This window comes from Pontibacter qinzhouensis (assembly GCF_008017455.1).
In the GTDB taxonomy this organism is placed as follows: domain Bacteria; phylum Bacteroidota; class Bacteroidia; order Cytophagales; family Hymenobacteraceae; genus Pontibacter; species Pontibacter qinzhouensis.
Map to the genome: position 1 here is coordinate 1 of NZ_VRTY01000116.1, position 17,370 is coordinate 17,370.

Genomic DNA, 17,370 nt, shown 5'->3' on the forward strand with positions numbered 1-17,370 from the left:
TTAGGCTAAAGCCGTAACATCTAAAAAGCCACTAAAAAAACGAGTGACACAGTTCTGTTTACACTCCCCTCCGAAGCACAACAAAGTGCATAATTTAGGTTCGGCTACGCCTCCCCACATTATGCACTAGGCCGTTACCAAACCAAAAATTGCACACACCAACCAATCTCTATTACAACCTGTTTAACTGAAACGGCTGGATTCCTTCAGGAATCCAGCCGTTTCAGTTAAACAGGTTGCTAAGATTAAAGCGATACGTCGCGTTTCCACGGAATAAAGTCGTCCTGGCCGAGTTGCATGGCCTTCGTGGTAATATTGCCGCTCGCTACTTCAATAATGAAGTTCAGGATGTCTTCGCCCATTTCCTCGATCGTTTTCTCACCAGAGATAATCGGGCCTGTATCAATGTCGATGATGTCGGGCATACGTTGCGCCAGTTTGGTGTTAGACGATACCTTGATAACCGGTGAAATCGGGTTACCGGTTGGAGTGCCCAACCCGGTTGTAAACAAGATAACGTTACAGCCAGATCCGGCAAGAGCTGTGGTGCATTCCACATCGTTACCTGGTGTGCAAAGCAGGTTCAGGCCGGGCTTTGAAATGTACTCAGGATAGTCGAGTACGTCTACTACCGGGGAGTTTCCACCTTTCTTAGCCGCTCCGGCCGATTTAATGGCGTCGGTAATCAGGCCGTCTTTTATATTGCCTGGGCTTGGGTTCATGTCGAAACCGGAGCCAACTGCCTCGGCAGCGCGGGCATAAGCACGCATCAGGCTTCCGAATCGTTCCGCAATTTCGTCGTTCACGCAACGGTTAATCAGTTCCTGTTCCACACCGCAAAGCTCCGGGAACTCCGACAGCACAGACTTGCCATTAAGGGCAACCAGCAGGTCGGATACGTGGCCCAGCGCCGGGTTGGCCGAGATACCGGAAAAACCGTCGGAACCGCCGCACTCCAGGCCAACCACCAGTTTGCTGAGTGGGGCAGGGGCACGTTTCAATTTATTGGCTTCCACCATTTCCACAAACGTTCTGCGGATAGCCTGCGATAACAGGTCTTGCTCTGTTCCTTCTTTCTGCTGCTCCAGAATAATAAGCGGCTTAGAGAAGTTAGGATCAAGTTCTTTTATTTTCTGTTCTAAGATGCTCACCTGGGCATTTTGGCAACCAAGGCTCAGCACAGTAGCACCAGCCACATTGGGGTGATGAATATAAGCGGCCAGCAGCGCGCAGAGCATGTTCGCATCGTGGCGGGTACCGCCGCAACCGCCTTCGTGTGTCAGGAATTTAATGCCGTCTATGTTCTCGAACACGCGCTTGTGATGTTGGCCGTTGCTGCCATGGAACGGAAGACTTGCTATTTCATCTTCCTTGCCTTCCTTAAACAACTGCACCATCTGGTGTACATATGTTTTGTAAGCATCGTGGTGGCCAAAGCCGAGCTCTTCTATAAAGGCTTGTTTGATCGTGTCTACATTTCGGTTTTCACAGAAAACCATCGGGATCACGAGCCAGAAGTTACCTGTTCCTATCTGGCCATCGGCACGGTGATACCCCATAAATGTTCTGTCAACCCATTTAGATACATCAGGGGCATTCCATTCAGTCAGTGACTGGGTTTTGCCGGTAAACGCTGATGCCGCGTGCTTCACATTTTGGGTTGTAAGCAGGCCGCCAACAGGTATCGTGGTCACGGCTTTGCCTACCAGCGAGCCATACATTTTAATTTCTACGCCAGGAGCTAGTTCCTGCTCTGCAAATTTATGTTTGGCAGCAACATTATCGGCAAGCACAATCTTGTTACCGTTATATTCAACTACCTCACCATACTCCAGGTCTGTCAGTGCTACCAGCACGTTATCATCAGGATGGATTTTTAAAATTTTCTTTGACATATCAATGCTAATGGTTATTAGCGCAATCGATTGCGCGATATTGCAAATAAGCAAAAAGTATTTCTTAAATTGAAAATAATCCGACAAAAATTTTTAATGTTATCGCATCCCCCGTAAATATCTTAAAAAATAGCTAATTAAAATGGTTGGTTGGCATTTCTGCTCAAAGCTGCTATCTTATATCGATTTACGCTAACTTACCACCGTAAACAAGTCATTCAGAGTATTCAGAATAATAGCTTCTTAGAAAAATTCAAAAAATATTACCCTGCTTTTGGTTATACTGCCGGCTGTGGCTTTCAGTTAAAGTTGCTGGTGCCTTCCTATTTGCAACGCCTGTTCAATGCAGTTGCTTGTTAAAGTTTTTCCACTACCAGCACGGCCTGTTTTACATCTTCGAACTTCTCCAGGCCTGGGTAAGGCTTAATTTCTTTAAGTGTGATGCTGTAAGAAGTCTGCCCGATTAAAACAGTAACGGTGTGCGTACTGCGTGGGGTTTGGCCTGTGCAGCCTCCAATGCAAAGCTCCAGCGAGTCGTTTTTACCTTGGCTGTTAGCAACCGACAATAAAACGGAGGCAGCCCCATACTGAACACAGGTTACTTGGTCCGGACAACGAGAATCGTTTAGTTGCTTAAGCGCCAGATGAAGCTTACGCGGAGCTTCCCCACCTGCCAGCACCACCTGCTCACCAGCCTGAATCGAGAACTCTTTTTTAAATGGAATACCATCTATTAGTGTCTGGGTTGTAGCAGGTGCTTGCAGGGAAGCCGGATCTACCTGGCAGTTCCAAAGGAGAAGGGCCAGTAGGAGGTAAAAATACTTGGTTATCATGTGTGCAAAAGAATTGGGTTTACACTACTAGGAGCCCAATTGCAGGCGATAGGTTGCATGCAGAATGGTTTATTGCAGCTTGTTCTTAGCTAGAACTTGCCTAACTAACTGTAAGCCTTAAAGTTTGAAAGGAAGAAAAAACTACAAAAACTATCAGTTGCTGCCTCTTCACAGCTAAGCTGGTAAAAGGAATTAACCAGTAGGCAGGAGTAACAAGCTGCCAGTGCCGCTTTTAGGAGTATACCCGGTTTATAAGGGTTAAACCTACGGCCACGAGCACAAATACAGAGATCAGGTTCAGGAAAAATCCGGCCTTTACCATTTCAAAAATTCGTACATATCCGCTTGAGGAAACCACAGCGATGGGCGGTGTGGAAACTGGCACCATAGAGGCAAAACCCGATGCAATGGTGACCGGCACAGCCAGCAACATAGGGTTGGTTAACCTGCAGCGACCGGGCAATATCCGGCAAGACCGGCACAAAAATAACTGTGAGCGCCTATATTGCTCCTTACCTCTGTAATATAAACGGTTAAGGTGGTGAGCAGCAGTATCGTAGCCAGAGTAGCATGGTGCCTTCTCCTGCCGTGTTAATACTCTGCTAACCTGCAATTCAGGAAGCTCCCGGTTTACCTTGTGCAATATAAAAATTAGGGTCTACCACTATTTTTGCACCTTTTTTCAGGCCTGTCAGTTCCTGCCAGTTGCCTGTTGGTTGCAGCCACTGCTCTTTTCCGGCCACAAACACTTTTACAGGCATGTTAAAGCCGTTTACGGTGTTGGTCCAACGGTATTGCAGTTTGGTACCATCCAGTTTGTACTCCAGGCGGGGCAGGCGCGTGTCGCGGAGGTACTGGTTAAAAAAGTTGCTGAGGTCGCGGCCGGTTTTCTGACTCAGGTAATCTTCTATTTGCTGGGTGGTAACGGTTTGGTGGTAAAAGTCTTTGTTGAGGCCGCGCAAAATGCCGCGCCACTTCTCATCGTCGTTCACGATCTGGCGCAGGGTATGCAGCATATTGGCACCTTTAGGGTACATGTCGCCGGAGCCTTCCTGGTTTACATCGTAATAACCTATAATCGGGCTATCGTTCTGTATGTTTTTGCGGATACCAATAATATAAGCGTTACCAGCCTCTTTGCCATAATGGTACTCCACAAACAGGTTTTCGGAGTAGGTGGTAAAGCTCTCATGAATCCACATGTCGGCAGCGTCTTTGTAGGTAATGTTGTTGGCAAACCACTCATGCCCCGATTCGTGTACAATAATGTAATCGAATTTCATGCCCCAGCCACTGCTGCTCAGGTCGTAACCCATGTAGCCATTTTGGTAGCCGTTGCCGTACGTAACCGAGCTCTGGTGCTCCATGCCCAGGTAGGGCACCTCCACCAGCTTGTAGCTGTCTTCATAAAAAGGGTAGGGGCCGAACCAGTGTTCAAATGCCTGCAGCGTGCGCGGAACATCCTTAAACTGCTTTTTAGCTTTGTTCAGGTTATCGCGGAGCACATAGTAATCGCAGTCTAGGGAGCCTTTTTCTCCCTGGTATTTTTCTGAGAAGTGTACGTAGTCGGCAATATTCACGTTCACGCCGTAGTTGTTGATGGGGTTAGATACAAACCAGTGAAATGTTTTGGTGCCATCGTTGTTGGTATCGACCTTGCGCAGCCTGCCATTCGACACGTTGGTAAGGTTGCCCGGTACGCGCACGCTTATCAGCATGCTGTCGGGTTCGTCGTACATGTGGTCTTTGCAGGGCCACCAGAGGCTCGCACCGTCACCCTGGTTAGAGGTGGCTACAAAGGGCTTGCCGTTGTTATCTTTTTGCCAGGTGAAACCACCCGTCCAGGGAGGGCGCACGCTTACCTGCGGTTTGCCACTGTAGTGCACCTCCAGGGCATTTACAGCACCTTTCTCCTGCTTCTCAGTAAGAGTTATATACCAGGCGTTTCCATCTTGCTTTACTTGGAGGGGTTTGCCATCCTGCAGCACTTTCTCCATGGTCATGGGAGGTTGCAGGTCGAGTTGCAGGAGCTGGTTAGGTTCCAGTACCTTATAATGCACGGTGTTCTTGCCCCGCACGGTGCTGTCGGCGGGGTTTACGGCAATGTCGAGGTGGTAGTAGGTAAGGTCCCACCAGGCACGTTCGGGCGTTATAGAGCCCCTGATGCTGTCTTGCCGGGTAAAGGTTGGCTGCTGGGCCAACGCAGGAAGCACCGATAAAGCCAAAAGTGAAGTGAGTATGCTGCGCAAATACGAATTTTTCATGTACTTTAAAATTGAAATAAGAACTAGGCGCTGTGCTGGAAACAACTGGTAATGTACCAATTATTCAGATGAAAACAGCCTTCAGAAGCTTTTTTGAATATTTTGCGCTGAGGGCTTGGGAAAGAGAGTTACTTGTTTTACTAACTAAAGTAAACTGGTTTTAGTTATAGTGACTAAACCCTCGGCTATTTTATGATCAAAATCCTTCCGAAGGCCTTTTTCATTAGGATAATTGATGTTACACACCTTCTGGTAAGTAGGCTTCTACAAGTTGGCTATTAAACTAATAGCGCCAGCTACTCTCGTATTTTATAGATTATAACTTAGCGGACAAGCTGAGGCGGTGCTTTAATTCAAGCCTGATCTCGTATCTTGAGCATGTGTTTGCTTCGTAGCAAGGCGCACGCAGGTCTGGAAGACACTGCGAGGTCTGGTACAAGGAACACCCAGCCAGACCCTTGGCAACAAATAGCCGAAAAACTTTCGGAAGGCTGTTTTCATAAGAATAATTATGGGTGCCGATTCTGTTTCTTGAACTGGTCTGCCGTGTTATTGCTGGTTTAGCTGGAAGAATAGAACAACTGCTTGCCGTAACCAAACCACTTCGCCTCCGTTGCTACTTTGCACACGCCTCTCTTTTGGCTGAATTTTGCATGATATGAAAATGAAACGTTATAGCCTCGCTGCCTTCTCGTTGGCTGCATGTTTGTGTTTTTCAGGATGTTCCTCAGACCCGGTAACCGGTAAAAAGGAGCTAATGCTGCTATCGGAGGAGCAGGAGATAGAGCTGGGCAAGCAGGCCGACCCTGAAATTGTGGCGCAGTTCGGGCTGTACCAGGACCCTGCGCTGCAGAAGTTTATACAGGAAAAGGGGCAGGAGATGGCCGCTGTGTCGCACCGGAGTAAGCTGGAGCATCAGTTTAAAGTACTCGATTCGCCAGTCATAAACGCCTTTGCAGTTCCTGGTGGCTACGTGTATTTTACGCGCGGCATACTAGCGCATTTTAACAACGAAGCACAATTTGCCGGTGTGCTGGGGCACGAGATCGGGCATGTGGCGGCACGGCATTCGGCACAGCAGCAGAGTAAAGGTGTGCTGGCTCAGTTTGGACTGGTGCTGGGCCGCATCATAGCACCGGAATTCGAGGGTTTTGCCAATGCTGCCTCGCAGGGAGTAGGTTTGCTGTTTCTCAAATTCGGTCGCGACGATGAACGGGAATCGGATAGGCTGGGCGTGGAATATGCCACCAAGCTAGGCTACGATGCTGCTCAAATGGCCGACTTTTTTAATACACTGCAGCGCACACAGGAGAGCAGCGGTGGTGAAGAAATGCCTAATTTTCTGTCTACTCACCCCGCTTCGGCAGAACGATCTAAAACGGTGCGGCAACTGGCCCAGAAATGGCAGCAGGAAGCCAACCTTACCAATGCCAAAGTTAACCGCGAAAGTTACCTGAAACTGATAGATGGCATGACCTACGGTGAAGACCCGAAACAGGGGTATGTGGAGAACGAGGTATTTTACCACCCCGACCTGCGGTTCCGCTTCCCTATTCCTACAGACTGGCGCCACGAGAATTCGCCGCAGCATTTCCAGATGGCACCGAAAGACGGTAAGGCCATGATGCTGCTGACGCTGGCGCCGGGTGAGTCGCTGGAGGCTGTGGCGGAGCAGCTCTTGCAGCAAAACGGCCTGCAGGCACAGCAAACAAAACAGTTGACGGTAAATGGCTTGCCGGCACTGGCCATTGTGGCCGACCAGGTGCAGCAGCAGCAAGTTTCGCTCCGGGTGCTTACCTACCTCATCCAATATAATGGCAATATTTACAGCATCATGGGTATTGCTTCGCCTGCAGAATTTGAGAACTATGCCCCACAGTTTGAGCGCACCATGCAGAACTTCGCCAGGCTCACCGATTCCGATAAGATAAACCGACAGGCCGAGCGCATCCGCATAAAAATGCTTAGTCGCAGCAGTACCCTTGCACAGGCACTTCGTAGCTTTCAGGTGCCGGAAAGCAGATTGGATGAGCTTGCCATTTTAAACGGTATGCAACTAGACGATCAGCTTTCACAGGGAGCTATGATTAAGATTGTTGAGAGATAGGAGAGGGAATAAAAGTTTGGGTGCTTTGCGAATTGGCAGGTGCTTTTCGCTTTGTAAATGGGGTTCCAATTCTCTTAGTAACTGCTTGATCCGGAGCGCTCATGCGTTACTGTTGCATAGTTTTGGCTCCGAGCGCTCAAGGCCGCATGGCCTCGTCTTTGGCCATCGCCGCTGCGTTCCCTCCTGCCTTCGCTCGCGCTCAGGCTGCCGCTCAGGCGGCACCGGATCTCACTAACAGAGGGCCCCTACCCCCGGCGGCTCAAGCCAAAGACTGGGATAGTTCGATAGCTGAGGCCGTTGATAGAGCAGTAATAATATGGTAATTCGAGATGCTGTTTTAGTTGTGATGATTTGTTTATCACAAATATTTCAAGAAAAGTCCTCCTTTGAAGGGGATAGGGGGATGTTACAATTACAGTGGTAGTTTACTGTTCAGCTAGTAGCTCAGTTCAGTTTTGAATGTTTAGTCTGGGAAGCAAATCATTCCCGAAACTATTTTAAGGGGTGCAAAAAATGCTGCGTTACATCAGTTAAAGAAATTACTTACTAAATCCAATATTAGATCTACTGCCTCAGCTATTGAACTATCCCAGTCTTTGGCTTGAGCGCCTTTGCAGGTTTCCGGTGCCGCGGGAGCGGCAGCCCGCTTGCGGGCAGGAAAGATGCAGCAGCGCGATGCCCAAGGACGAGGCCCCGCGGCCGTGAGCGCTCAGAGCCCTCGCAACGGAGCAAAAAAGCCAGAGGGCACCGGATGAAGCAGTTGCTAAGAGAGCCGGAGCCAAATTTAATATATAGAAGCAATCATTAAAACTTCTCTCTTTTAAACAAAAAACCTCCCTAAACTAGAGAGGTTCTTTATAGAAAATGGGAAATTCAATGTTATTGTAGGCCGCCACCTTCACCTTGCTTGGCATCATCATTTCGGATGCTCTTTTTGCGACGGGCTGGTGTCTGCTGCATTTGACCGAAGTTGTAGTTAAAGGTAACTTTAAAACCACGGTTGTAGTTGTTCATTACAATGTTCTGGTCAAAGGCATCTGTTCTGAAATTGGTGCGCATGCGCATGTTTCTCCGGAAGGGGTTATCAATACCGAAACTGATGCCGCCTTTCTTATCGAACAGCTCTTTTTTAAAGGCAAGGCTGTGGTAAGAGAAAGAAGCAAAGCTGCCTTGCAACTGTATTCTGCGGGAGTTAAAGCCGCCGTTAAACTGGGCACTGTAGCCTTTACCTAACTGGTAAGCTGAGTTCAGGTTAATGTTGTACATCCAGCCATTGTTGCTACCGTATTGTTGGCTGTTCAGGTCTACGAAGTAGATGTTGGAGCTGCCCGAAATGGTCCAGTCGTTTACCGGTTTTACGCTGCCAAACAAGTTAATACCATAGGTTTTGTTCTGCGCAATGTTCCGGAACGTGATCACCGTTACAGAGTCATCTTCGAGGTAAGGCAATGTTTCGATGGCATTGTCGGTTTGGCGCATATACAGCGAGGCACTCAGCGAAGTGGTTTTAAAATAGGTGCTGTAGCCAATCTCAAACAAATCGGTTAGTTCCGCGTCGAGGGTCGGGTCGCCTACAACCACTGTGTTTCGGGCCTGCACCTGGCGGTAAGGGTTCAGGAAGTTAAGCGACGGCCGCTGAATACGCTGTGTAAAGCTGGCTTTAAACGTATGCATATCTTTCAGGGTGTACGACAGAGCCACACTCGGTATAAAGTTGTCGTAGTTGCTTCCGAAGGCCTGGTTCTCTGTTCTCAGGTCCGCTTTAATGTCGGTGTACTCGTAGCGGCCGCCAAGTTTTACGTTCAGTTTCTTTTTTACAGCGAAACCGTAGGTTAAATAAGAGGCATACACATCCTGCTCATAAAAGAAAATGTTCATAGAGTTTTCGTCGGGGCCGTTTGTGCGGAGGGTGCTGTAGCGGGCATCGCTGTCTACATCTCTGAAAATGGTTTTAGCACCTACCTCTAAGGTTGTTTTGTTCGCAAACGGATGCGTATAATCCACCTGGAAAGTCAGCTCGTCGTTGCCGCCATCGTTGATATTGCGCACAAACTCATACGGGTCCATGCCTCTTTCAAAGGTATAGTCCTGGTTGGCTTTGTTGTTGATGTCGGTATAGTTGTAGAGCGACAGTATGGCAAGCTCCTGGCCGGGTTTAAACGTGTGCAGGTAATCCAGGTTAATGTCGGCACCCTGGCGTCTGAAGCGGTTGGTTACATCGGCATAGGTAAGTGGGCTGGGTTCTCCAAAAATAGTCGAACTTATCTCCTGGTCGTTTTGCATCCGGAACATGCCACCATTAAAGCGCACGCCACCCGATAAGCTGTTCTTTTCGTTTATATCATAATCGAAACCCACTTGCCCATTCATAAAACCACCCTGCGGCCTGGTGTTGCCACTGAACTGGAAAATATTGTTTCCTCCGTTAGAAAAGCGTGTAAGCGCTATGTCGCCTTTGTTGTAGAACAAGTTGGAACCGATGGTGCTGTTAATGCCCAGTTTGCCCTGCCGTATGTTCAGGCTGGCGTTTCCGTTGCTGGAGCGTGTGCCACCCGTTAGCGCCACAGAGCCGTTTACGCCCTGCATGTTGCTGTCCTTTTTTGTAATGATGTTGATAATACCGGCAGAACCTTCCGCATCGTACTTCGCCGATGGGCTGGTAATAACCTCCACCGACTTAATCATGTTGGCCGGAATCTGCTTAAGCGCATCGGCAATGCTGCCAGCCATGATAGAAGAAGGCTTGTTGTTGATGAGCACGCGTATATTGGAACTGCCGCGCAACATCACGTTACCATCTGTGTCTACTGATAAGCCTGGTACTTTCTGCATGACGTCGGCTGCGTTGCCGCCGGCGTTAGTAGCATCTTTTTCGGCGTTGTACACGGTGCGGTCAATTTTCTCCTCCACCAGGTTCTTTTCGCCGGTTACCACTACTTCTCCCAGATTTTGCGAGTTGGAGGTAAGGGAAATTGTGCCCAGGTTCAGATCCGCATTATCGGAGGCTACGGTAACTTCCTCCATCACTAACTGTTGGTAGCCGATAAAGCTCACGTTTAGCTTATATTTTCCTGCTGCCACCTTATCCATTACAAACCGGCCTTTGTCATCGGCCATGGTGCCGTTTACTGGTTGGTCGGTGCGTAGGTCTAGGAGGGCTACTGTGGCGAACTCCACTGGTTGTTTTGTAGCAGCATCAAGCACAACACCACTTATTTTAGCATTGCCTTTAGAAAGAGCGGCCTGTTGTTGCGACGTGGTTTGAGAAGCGGCTGGTCCTTGTGCCAGCGCAGGAAAGGTGGTTAAGCCCAACAGCAGGTAAAGTAAACTTTTTTTCATGTTATATTCTGTACTAATGAAAGCAGGAAGCTGGTTGAAGTGCTTCACGTTACAAAGAAAGTCTAAACTCCAGAAACGCCGAAACTGAATATACCAACACCATCAATTCCTATATAGAAAGGCAGTATAAATCTATAAGCAGGAAGAGATACAGTATACAACCCTTGAGCTGAAAATAGCAGTTAAGGCTTTGGAAGGGCATTTTCATTAGAATAATTTGAGCCTTTGCTGCTAAGCCTGCTGTAGTAAAACTCTGCTGTAACAAAGTGAAAAACCGTTGGGTTGGTGCCGCCATTGGTAACAGTATTGGACTTTAGATTCTCCAGTTCATCTATAGACAAATTATTGCATCACAGCAAGTTCAGTGAAAAGCTGCTGTAACTGTTTAAGTGCCTGATAAGTAATTTTTCAAAATAACTGTTGTAAGCTTACCTAATTGCTAAAATATTTTTAACTTTGTAGCAAATTCTATTCTCCAAGTGAGGAATTTATAGAAGAAGAGGCGAGAGAACAGGCTCCTGGACCCTCTGGCAACCATCCAAAAGGAAAGGTGCCAAATCCTGCCCAACCGTTATGGGGAAATATAAATTATTAAAATGAAAGACATCAACCACTGTTTTCCTTTTGCTGAAGTGAGCCTTGTCTCCTTCCACTCCACATCCTGCTGTTTGCCAAAAACAAGTTGTTGTTGCTGCTGTGCCGTTTCTAACTATTGGCAAACTACCCACTAAACAGCTTTTTCTTGAACTGAACAGGGCCTGCCTGTCGTTAAGAGTTAACCCTTACAGAGCCGCCGGATTAATTTAAATAAAATGGAAGGGTTTTGCTCAAAAGCAGCACTTCGACCCACGTGGCAAGTCGATCTGCGTAATAAGAGAAGGCAAGTGTTTTCAGAGAAACATATTTAATTTATAGAAGTTAACCCTGGTATGGTGACTTCACCAGAATAATAAGTAGAGAGATACCTTAATATATGCTAAGTTTCAGATCAGAACTGGAAAACCCTATTGTTGAAAAAGACATTATCGATCTTGAGAAAAAGATCAGGCTTTTTCGCGAAGGTAAATTAAACGAAGAGAAATTCCGTAGCCTGCGCCTGGCGCGTGGTGTATATGGGCAGCGGCAGGTAGGTGTGCAGATGGTGCGCATTAAGTTACCTTTTGGCCGACTGACTACGCAACAGCTGCTCCGCATCGCCTCCATCTCCGACGAATACTCTACCGGCAATCTGCACCTGACCACGCGTCAGGATATCCAGATACATTACGTGAGCCTGGACCGCACCCCGGAACTTTGGGCAAAGCTGGAGGAAGACGATATTACCTTGCGCGAAGCCTGCGGTAACACCGTGCGAAACGTAACTGCCTCTCCGGAGGCTGGCATAGACCCGGAAGAGCCGTTTGATGTGGCTCCTTACGCCGATGCTACGTTCCGTTACCTGCTGCGTAACCCGATCTGCCAGGAAATGGGACGTAAGTTTAAAATGTCTTTCTCCTCCAGCGACAAAGACACGGCTTTTGCTTACATCCACGATCTGGGCTTTATTCCGAAGGTGCAGGTAATAGATGGCCAGGAAGTACGTGGCTTTAAAGTGCTGATCGGTGGTGGCCTGGGTGCTCAGCCGGTGCTCGCACAGGTAGCTTACGAGTTTTTGCCTGAGAACCGTATTATTCCGTTTATTGAAGGCGTGCTGCGTATATTCGACCGCTACGGCGAGCGCAACAACCGCAACAAGGCCCGCTTTAAGTACCTGCAGAACAAAATAGGCATGGAAGAGGTTATGCGCCTTGTAAAAGAGGAAGCAAAAGCCCTTAAAGTGCACGAATTCGATATTCCGAACAGGGAAGGCCTTAACCCCGCTTTGCCTGCTCCAAAAGCACTGCCGGAGTTTGTAATCGAAAACACAGACAAATATAAATTGTGGCTGCGCACCAACACGTTCCAGCAAAAGCAGGAGGGGTACTTTGGGGTTTACCTGAAAGTGCCGATTGGCGACATCAGCTCCGACACTGCGCGTAAACTGGTGCCAGTAATCCGCGACTATGCTGCCGATGAACTGCGCGTAACGCAGGGGCAGAACCTGCTCCTGAAGTTCGTGCGCGAAGAGGCGTTGCCCTATTTCTTTACCAAGCTCGACGAGCTGGGTCTGGCAGAACCAGGCTTCGATACGGTAGCCGATATTACCACCTGCCCCGGCACCGATACCTGTAACCTCGGCATCTCGAACAGTACCCATATTACCAAAGTGCTGGAAGATGTAATTGTACAGGAGTACCCGGAGCTGCTCTTCAACACAGACCTTAAAATTAAGATCAGCGGCTGCATGAACTCCTGCGGACAACATGGTATGGCCGGGCTTGGTTTCCATGGTTCGTCTATTAAGAGTGGAAAAAGTGTGGTGCCTGCGCTGCAGGTGCTGTTTGGTGGTGCTACGCTGGGTGACGGTGAAGGCCGCATTGCCCAGAAAATAATTAAGGTGCCCAGCAAAAAAGGCCCGGATGTGCTGCGTTACGTTATTGAAGATTACCGCGCCCTGAAACTGGAGAACGAGAAATTCCATGAATTTTACGAGCGCCACGGCAAAGACCACTTCTACCAGCTGCTGAAACCACTGGCCGACCTGACCAACCTGACCGCCGATGATTTTGTGGATTGGGGGCACCAGGAACAGTACCAGCCAGCCATAGGAGTAGGAGAGTGTGCCGGTGTGATGATAGACCTGGTGGCAACCTTGCTTTACGAGTCTGAAGAGAAGCTACAGTGGGCAATAGATGCCTTTGAAGAAAAACGATTTGCCGACTCGATCTACCATAGCTACAGCACCTTTGTAAGTGCTGCCAAAGCCCTGCTGCTAGATAAAGGAGTGAACTGCAACACGCAAAACGGCATCATCAACGATTTCGATACGCATTATGTAGCAGATGGTACATTCGCCTTTGAGCCTGATTTCAGAACGGTGGCACTGCAGATAAACCAGAACGAGCCGGGTAAAGCTTTTGCTGAGAAATACCTGAGCGAAGCAAAAAGCTTCCTGAACAGCGCCAAAAGCTTCAGAGAAGAAAAAGTAGAGGCTATATCCAAATAAGCCCAAGGTTGTCAGAAGCCTTGATACTTCAAGACAAAAAAACCTTTGGAAGGCCATTTTCATTTGAATAATTCGGTGGAGAATGGTTTTAGAATTCATCAAATCTGATAGATGCAGGTCTGGCTTTAACCGGGCCTGCATCTTTTTTAAACGTACCCTTTGGCAAAAGTACCTTTCGCCAACTTACGCAAAAGGTGCCTTAACAGTAAGTAAGTGAAACATGAGTGACCAGTTAACACCTGCAGCACCCTCAGAGCCGATAACCCCTAAACCAGTTAATCCGCTTTTCCCGGTTTTCCTGAAACTGGAGCAGTTGCATGTATTGGTAGTAGGTGGTGGCCCCATCGGGCTGGAGAAAATGACGGCCATCCTGAACAACTCCCCCAACACCCAAATCGATTTAGTAGCTCCTGATATACTGCCCGAGATTCTGGAACTTCCGGCACGGTACCCGAAACTAACGCTGCACCAGCGAAAATTCGAGGAGCGGGACCTGGAGGGGAAAGATATTGTACTGATCGCCACCAGCCTGAAAGAGCTGAACAGGGAAATACGCGATCTGTCTAAAAAATACAAAATATTGACGAACGTAGCCGACACACCGGCTATCTGCGATTTTTACCTGGGCTCTATTGTGCAGAAAGGTAGCCTGAAGCTGGCCATCTCCACCAACGGGAAATCTCCGACCGTTTCCAAGCGCATACGCGAAGTATTGGATGCTACTTTTCCGGATGAACTGGAAGACGTGCTCGACAGGCTGGGAGCCATCCGAAACCAGTTACAAGGTGATTTTGCCTACAAGGTAAAAAAGCTGAATGAGATAACTGAGGTGCTGGTAACTCCTGAAGAACCTCCAATATCGGTTCCAGTAAAGCCTAAAAAAGCGCCAGTGCCAGTAGCGCCAGTGATGGTAAAGAAAAGCAAGGCCTTCCGTCCGAAGTTTATCCTGCTATATTCTGCCGCTGCACTGGCCCTGATGGTAACCGGGCATCTGCTGTTCAGTTACATTCCGCTTAGTACCATTGGTGGCATGGCCGTAAGCGCCTTCCACGAAATAGACTCCAGCATTCTTATCTTTATACTGGGTGGCTTTATTGCGCAGCTCATAGATGGAGCGCTGGGTATGGCCTACGGTGTGAGTGCCACCACCTTCCTGCTTTCGTTTGGTGTAAGCCCTGTGGCAGCCAGTGCAAGTGTGCATACTTCCGAAATCTTTACCTCGGGAGTATCTGGGCTGATGCACCTGAAGTTCGGCAACGTAAATGCAAAACTCTTCCGGATAATTGTGTTGCCGGGAGTAATCGGAGCCATTATCGGTGCCTTTCTGCTTTACAGCCTGGAGCAGTACATCCACTTTATCAGGCCGGTTATTGCCTGCTACACCCTGTTCCTGGGTATCCTGATCATTAAGAAAGTGCTCAAGAAAAAGGTGAAGAAGAAGCCGGTGAAGCGCCTGGGTTTTCTGGCAACCTTGGGAGGTTTTATGGATGCCATTGGCGGCGGCGGCTGGGGACCAATTGTTTCCTCTACACTCATTGCCAAAGGCCGTCACCCGCTCTACACAGTGGGCTCAGTTAACCTGGCGGAATTTTTTGTATCTGTGGCCAGCTCCGTTACCTTTATTACCCTGATCGGCTTAACCCACTGGCAGGTAATTCTGGGGCTGGTGATTGGGGGCTCCATCTCTGCTCCCATAGCGGCTTATATCGCCCGCAGGCTGCCAGCTAAAACCCTGATGCTGATAGTAGGTATTGTAGTCATTATCATGAGCTTACGGCTGATTTATATGGCGGTGGTGTAATGTTCGGGCTTGTCGTGTGGGACAGGTCGCGGCCTGTCCGTACATCAGGCAAATGTTCAACAAGTTTTTGTACAGCCTATAAACTGTGGCGCATTTGACGTAAATTTGTTCCATCACTTATTTAAGCTAGATTTTATTACCCTATATATGTCGAAAAAAGAAACCAAAGCCATCCGACTTCAGGCAAAACGCTCACACAACCGGGAGCACTCAGTGCCACTTTACCTTACCTCCAGCTTTATGTTTGAGGATGCAGAGCAGGCAAGAGCAATTTTTGCAGATGAGGAGCAAGGCAATATTTACTCGCGCTACTCTAACCCGAACGTAGACGAGCTGCTGGAGAAAGTGTGTTATTTAGAAAAAGCCGAAGATGGCTTTGCTTTTTCCTCTGGCATGGCTGCTATTTTTTCGAGTCTGGCGGCGCTGCTGAAATCTGGCGATCATATTCTGGCAGCACGTGCTGTTTTTGGCTCTACGCACCAACTGCTCACGAAAGTGTTTTCGAAGTGGGGCATCACGTTTTCATATGCCGATGTAAGCAATCCTGATGAGTGGGAGAGCCTGATTACGCCTGCCACCAAAATAATTCTGGTAGAAACGCCATCTAACCCCGGGCTAGAGATAATTGACCTGGAGTGGTTAGGCAAGCTGTCGAAAAAGCATAACCTCATACTGGCTGTGGACAATTGTTTTGCCACACCCATGCTGCAAACGCCTGCCGATTATGGCACTGACCTCATCATCCACTCCGCTACCAAGTACATGGATGGACAGGGGCGCGTGTTAGGTGGGTTGGTAGTTGGCAGAGCAGACCTGATTGCAGAGATTCGTTTCTTCTCGCGGCACACTGGTCCGGCCATGTCGCCTTTTAATGCCTGGGTTATTTCCAGAAGCCTCGAAACCCTGTCGCTGCGCATGGATAAACATTGCAGCAACGCCCTTCAGCTGGCACAGACCCTGGAAAAGCATGAAGCCGTGGAGGTGGTGCGTTATCCGTTCCTGCCATCGTTCCCGCAGTACGAGCTGGCCCGGAAGCAGATGAAGCAGGGAGGAGGCATCGTAACACTAACCATAAAAGGTGGCTTTGATGCAGCGAAACGTTTTCTCGATAACCTCGACTTGATCAGCCTAAGCTCCAACCTCGGAGACACCCGTACAATTGCCACGCACCCGGCCTCTACCACACACTCTAAATTAACCGAAGAAGAAAGACAGGCAACCGGCATTACCCCCGGCCTTGTGCGTGTATCAGTTGGTCTGGAGCATGTAGAAGATATTATCGCAGACATTACCCAAGCGCTGGATAAAGTTTTAGTTGGTTAAGTGTTGAAAGTTGGTGAATATGTGAGGAAGGAAGAGTTTCTTCATGTAATAAAGCCTTGATTTAACTAATTGTACCCTTGGCAGAAAAACTACCAACTGTCTTTGGAAGGGCAGTTTTATTAGAATAATTGGTGTGGCTGCGCTGCGCCAAATTTACAATCAGAAATTAAAGATTATAATTTTCCTCAAAGGCAGTAGAGTAGCAGAAAAGCCTAAGGTCCTTTGTCTTCAAAAAAGCTTTGGAAGGCAAAAATCATTAGAATAATTTATGCAGGTAGAAACCGCCTAGCCTTATGCGATTTTTTGCGGCAAGAAGCTACAGAGAGAACACCTGAGCTAGGTGCACTTAATGAAAATAAACTGTCTGAGCGTTCAGCGAGTTTTTATTTTCTTGATTTTTTTGGTTCTTTTTGTATCAAGATAAAAAGAACAAGAAAGCAGGCAATACAACAACTTCACCCAGAGGTCACAGCTGAAACAGAAACTATGCGAACTTAGACTTAAATGCCTAAAGCCACAGCTAAAGGATCTCGCCCACAAGATCCTTCCAGGATGACAAAGCGGGAAGGGCGCAGTGAAGAAGCGAAACAGTGGAAGAGTGAAAAAGAAGAAACAGTGGGAAAGTGAAGAATCAAATCAAACTTCATTTTTAATTAATTGAATTAGGCACTTGTTTAATGGCTAAGAAAGCTGTAAATTGATTGAAATAGAGCTATTTACATG

Annotated in this window: 10 protein-coding genes and 1 riboswitch; of the genes, 5 read left to right on the forward strand and 5 right to left on the reverse strand. The window is 48.1% G+C overall.

Annotated elements, in window-relative coordinates; all coding sequences use genetic code 11:
* Positions 1-245: 245 nt before the first annotated feature.
* From FVR03_RS21040 to FVR03_RS21055, 4 genes are all read right to left on the reverse strand, one after another.
* A complete protein-coding gene (locus FVR03_RS21040) occupies positions 246-1,895 on the reverse strand; it encodes a UxaA family hydrolase (protein WP_147923749.1) in 1,650 nt (549 codons plus the stop codon).
* A 356-nt stretch (positions 1,896-2,251) separates the two neighbouring features.
* Complete coding sequence (locus FVR03_RS21045) at positions 2,252-2,728, reverse strand: hypothetical protein (protein ID WP_147923750.1); 477 nt, start codon at positions 2,726-2,728, stop codon at positions 2,252-2,254.
* Between the two features lie 232 nt (positions 2,729-2,960).
* On the reverse strand, positions 2,961-3,161 hold the full coding sequence (locus FVR03_RS21050) for an anion permease (RefSeq protein WP_147923751.1): 201 nt from the start codon (positions 3,159-3,161) through the stop codon (positions 2,961-2,963).
* Between the two features lie 181 nt (positions 3,162-3,342).
* Positions 3,343-4,992 carry a M1 family metallopeptidase gene (locus FVR03_RS21055; RefSeq protein ID WP_147923752.1) on the reverse strand — a complete coding sequence of 550 codons (1,650 nt, stop codon included), beginning with the start codon at positions 4,990-4,992 and terminating at the stop codon, positions 3,343-3,345.
* A 664-nt stretch (positions 4,993-5,656) separates the two neighbouring features.
* Here FVR03_RS21055 and FVR03_RS21060 point away from each other — a divergent pair.
* Positions 5,657-7,099: a M48 family metalloprotease gene (locus FVR03_RS21060; protein WP_147923753.1), complete on the forward strand. Its 1,443-nt coding sequence runs from the start codon at positions 5,657-5,659 to the stop codon at positions 7,097-7,099.
* An 879-nt stretch (positions 7,100-7,978) separates the two neighbouring features.
* Here FVR03_RS21060 and FVR03_RS21065 read toward each other — a convergent pair.
* A complete protein-coding gene (locus FVR03_RS21065; protein WP_147923754.1) occupies positions 7,979-10,438 on the reverse strand; it encodes a TonB-dependent receptor in 2,460 nt (819 codons plus the stop codon).
* A gap of 485 nt (positions 10,439-10,923) precedes the next feature.
* A riboswitch (SAM riboswitch) is annotated at positions 10,924-11,028 on the forward strand.
* 383 nt (positions 11,029-11,411) lie between these two features.
* Here FVR03_RS21065 and FVR03_RS21070 point away from each other — a divergent pair.
* The 4 genes from FVR03_RS21070 to FVR03_RS21085 all read left to right on the forward strand — a co-directional run bounded on the left by FVR03_RS21070 (position 11,412) and on the right by FVR03_RS21085 (position 17,145).
* Entirely contained in the window at positions 11,412-13,523 is a 2,112-nt protein-coding gene (locus FVR03_RS21070; protein WP_147923755.1) for a ferredoxin-like domain-containing protein, read from the forward strand.
* Between the two features lie 220 nt (positions 13,524-13,743).
* The gene (locus FVR03_RS25245; protein WP_147923756.1) at positions 13,744-15,324 is read left to right on the forward strand and encodes a TSUP family transporter; all 1,581 of its coding nucleotides are present in this window, start codon (positions 13,744-13,746) and stop codon (positions 15,322-15,324) included.
* A gap of 147 nt (positions 15,325-15,471) precedes the next feature.
* Positions 15,472-16,647 carry a trans-sulfuration enzyme family protein gene (locus FVR03_RS21080; protein ID WP_147923757.1) on the forward strand — a complete coding sequence of 392 codons (1,176 nt, stop codon included), beginning with the start codon at positions 15,472-15,474 and terminating at the stop codon, positions 16,645-16,647.
* Between the two features lie 222 nt (positions 16,648-16,869).
* Entirely contained in the window at positions 16,870-17,145 is a 276-nt protein-coding gene (locus FVR03_RS21085) for a hypothetical protein (protein WP_147923758.1), read from the forward strand.
* Positions 17,146-17,370 lie beyond the last annotated feature (225 nt).

Excerpts from the sequence above, each read along its gene's own strand:
- FVR03_RS21040 (WP_147923749.1), bottom strand. The coding sequence starts at position 1,895 with ATGTCAAAGAAAATTTTAAAAATCCATCCTGATGATAACGTGCTGGTA.
- FVR03_RS21065 (WP_147923754.1), bottom strand. The coding sequence starts at position 10,438 with ATGAAAAAAAGTTTACTTTACCTGCTGTTGGGCTTAACCACCTTTCCT.
- FVR03_RS21060 (WP_147923753.1), top strand. The coding sequence starts at position 5,657 with ATGAAACGTTATAGCCTCGCTGCCTTCTCGTTGGCTGCATGTTTGTGT.
- FVR03_RS21070 (WP_147923755.1), top strand. The coding sequence starts at position 11,412 with ATGCTAAGTTTCAGATCAGAACTGGAAAACCCTATTGTTGAAAAAGAC.
- FVR03_RS25245 (WP_147923756.1), top strand. The coding sequence starts at position 13,744 with ATGAGTGACCAGTTAACACCTGCAGCACCCTCAGAGCCGATAACCCCT.
- FVR03_RS21055 (WP_147923752.1), bottom strand. The coding sequence starts at position 4,992 with ATGAAAAATTCGTATTTGCGCAGCATACTCACTTCACTTTTGGCTTTA.
- FVR03_RS21045 (WP_147923750.1), bottom strand. The coding sequence starts at position 2,728 with ATGATAACCAAGTATTTTTACCTCCTACTGGCCCTTCTCCTTTGGAAC.
- FVR03_RS21080 (WP_147923757.1), top strand. The coding sequence starts at position 15,472 with ATGTCGAAAAAAGAAACCAAAGCCATCCGACTTCAGGCAAAACGCTCA.
- FVR03_RS21050 (WP_147923751.1), bottom strand. The coding sequence starts at position 3,161 with ATGTTGCTGGCTGTGCCGGTCACCATTGCATCGGGTTTTGCCTCTATG.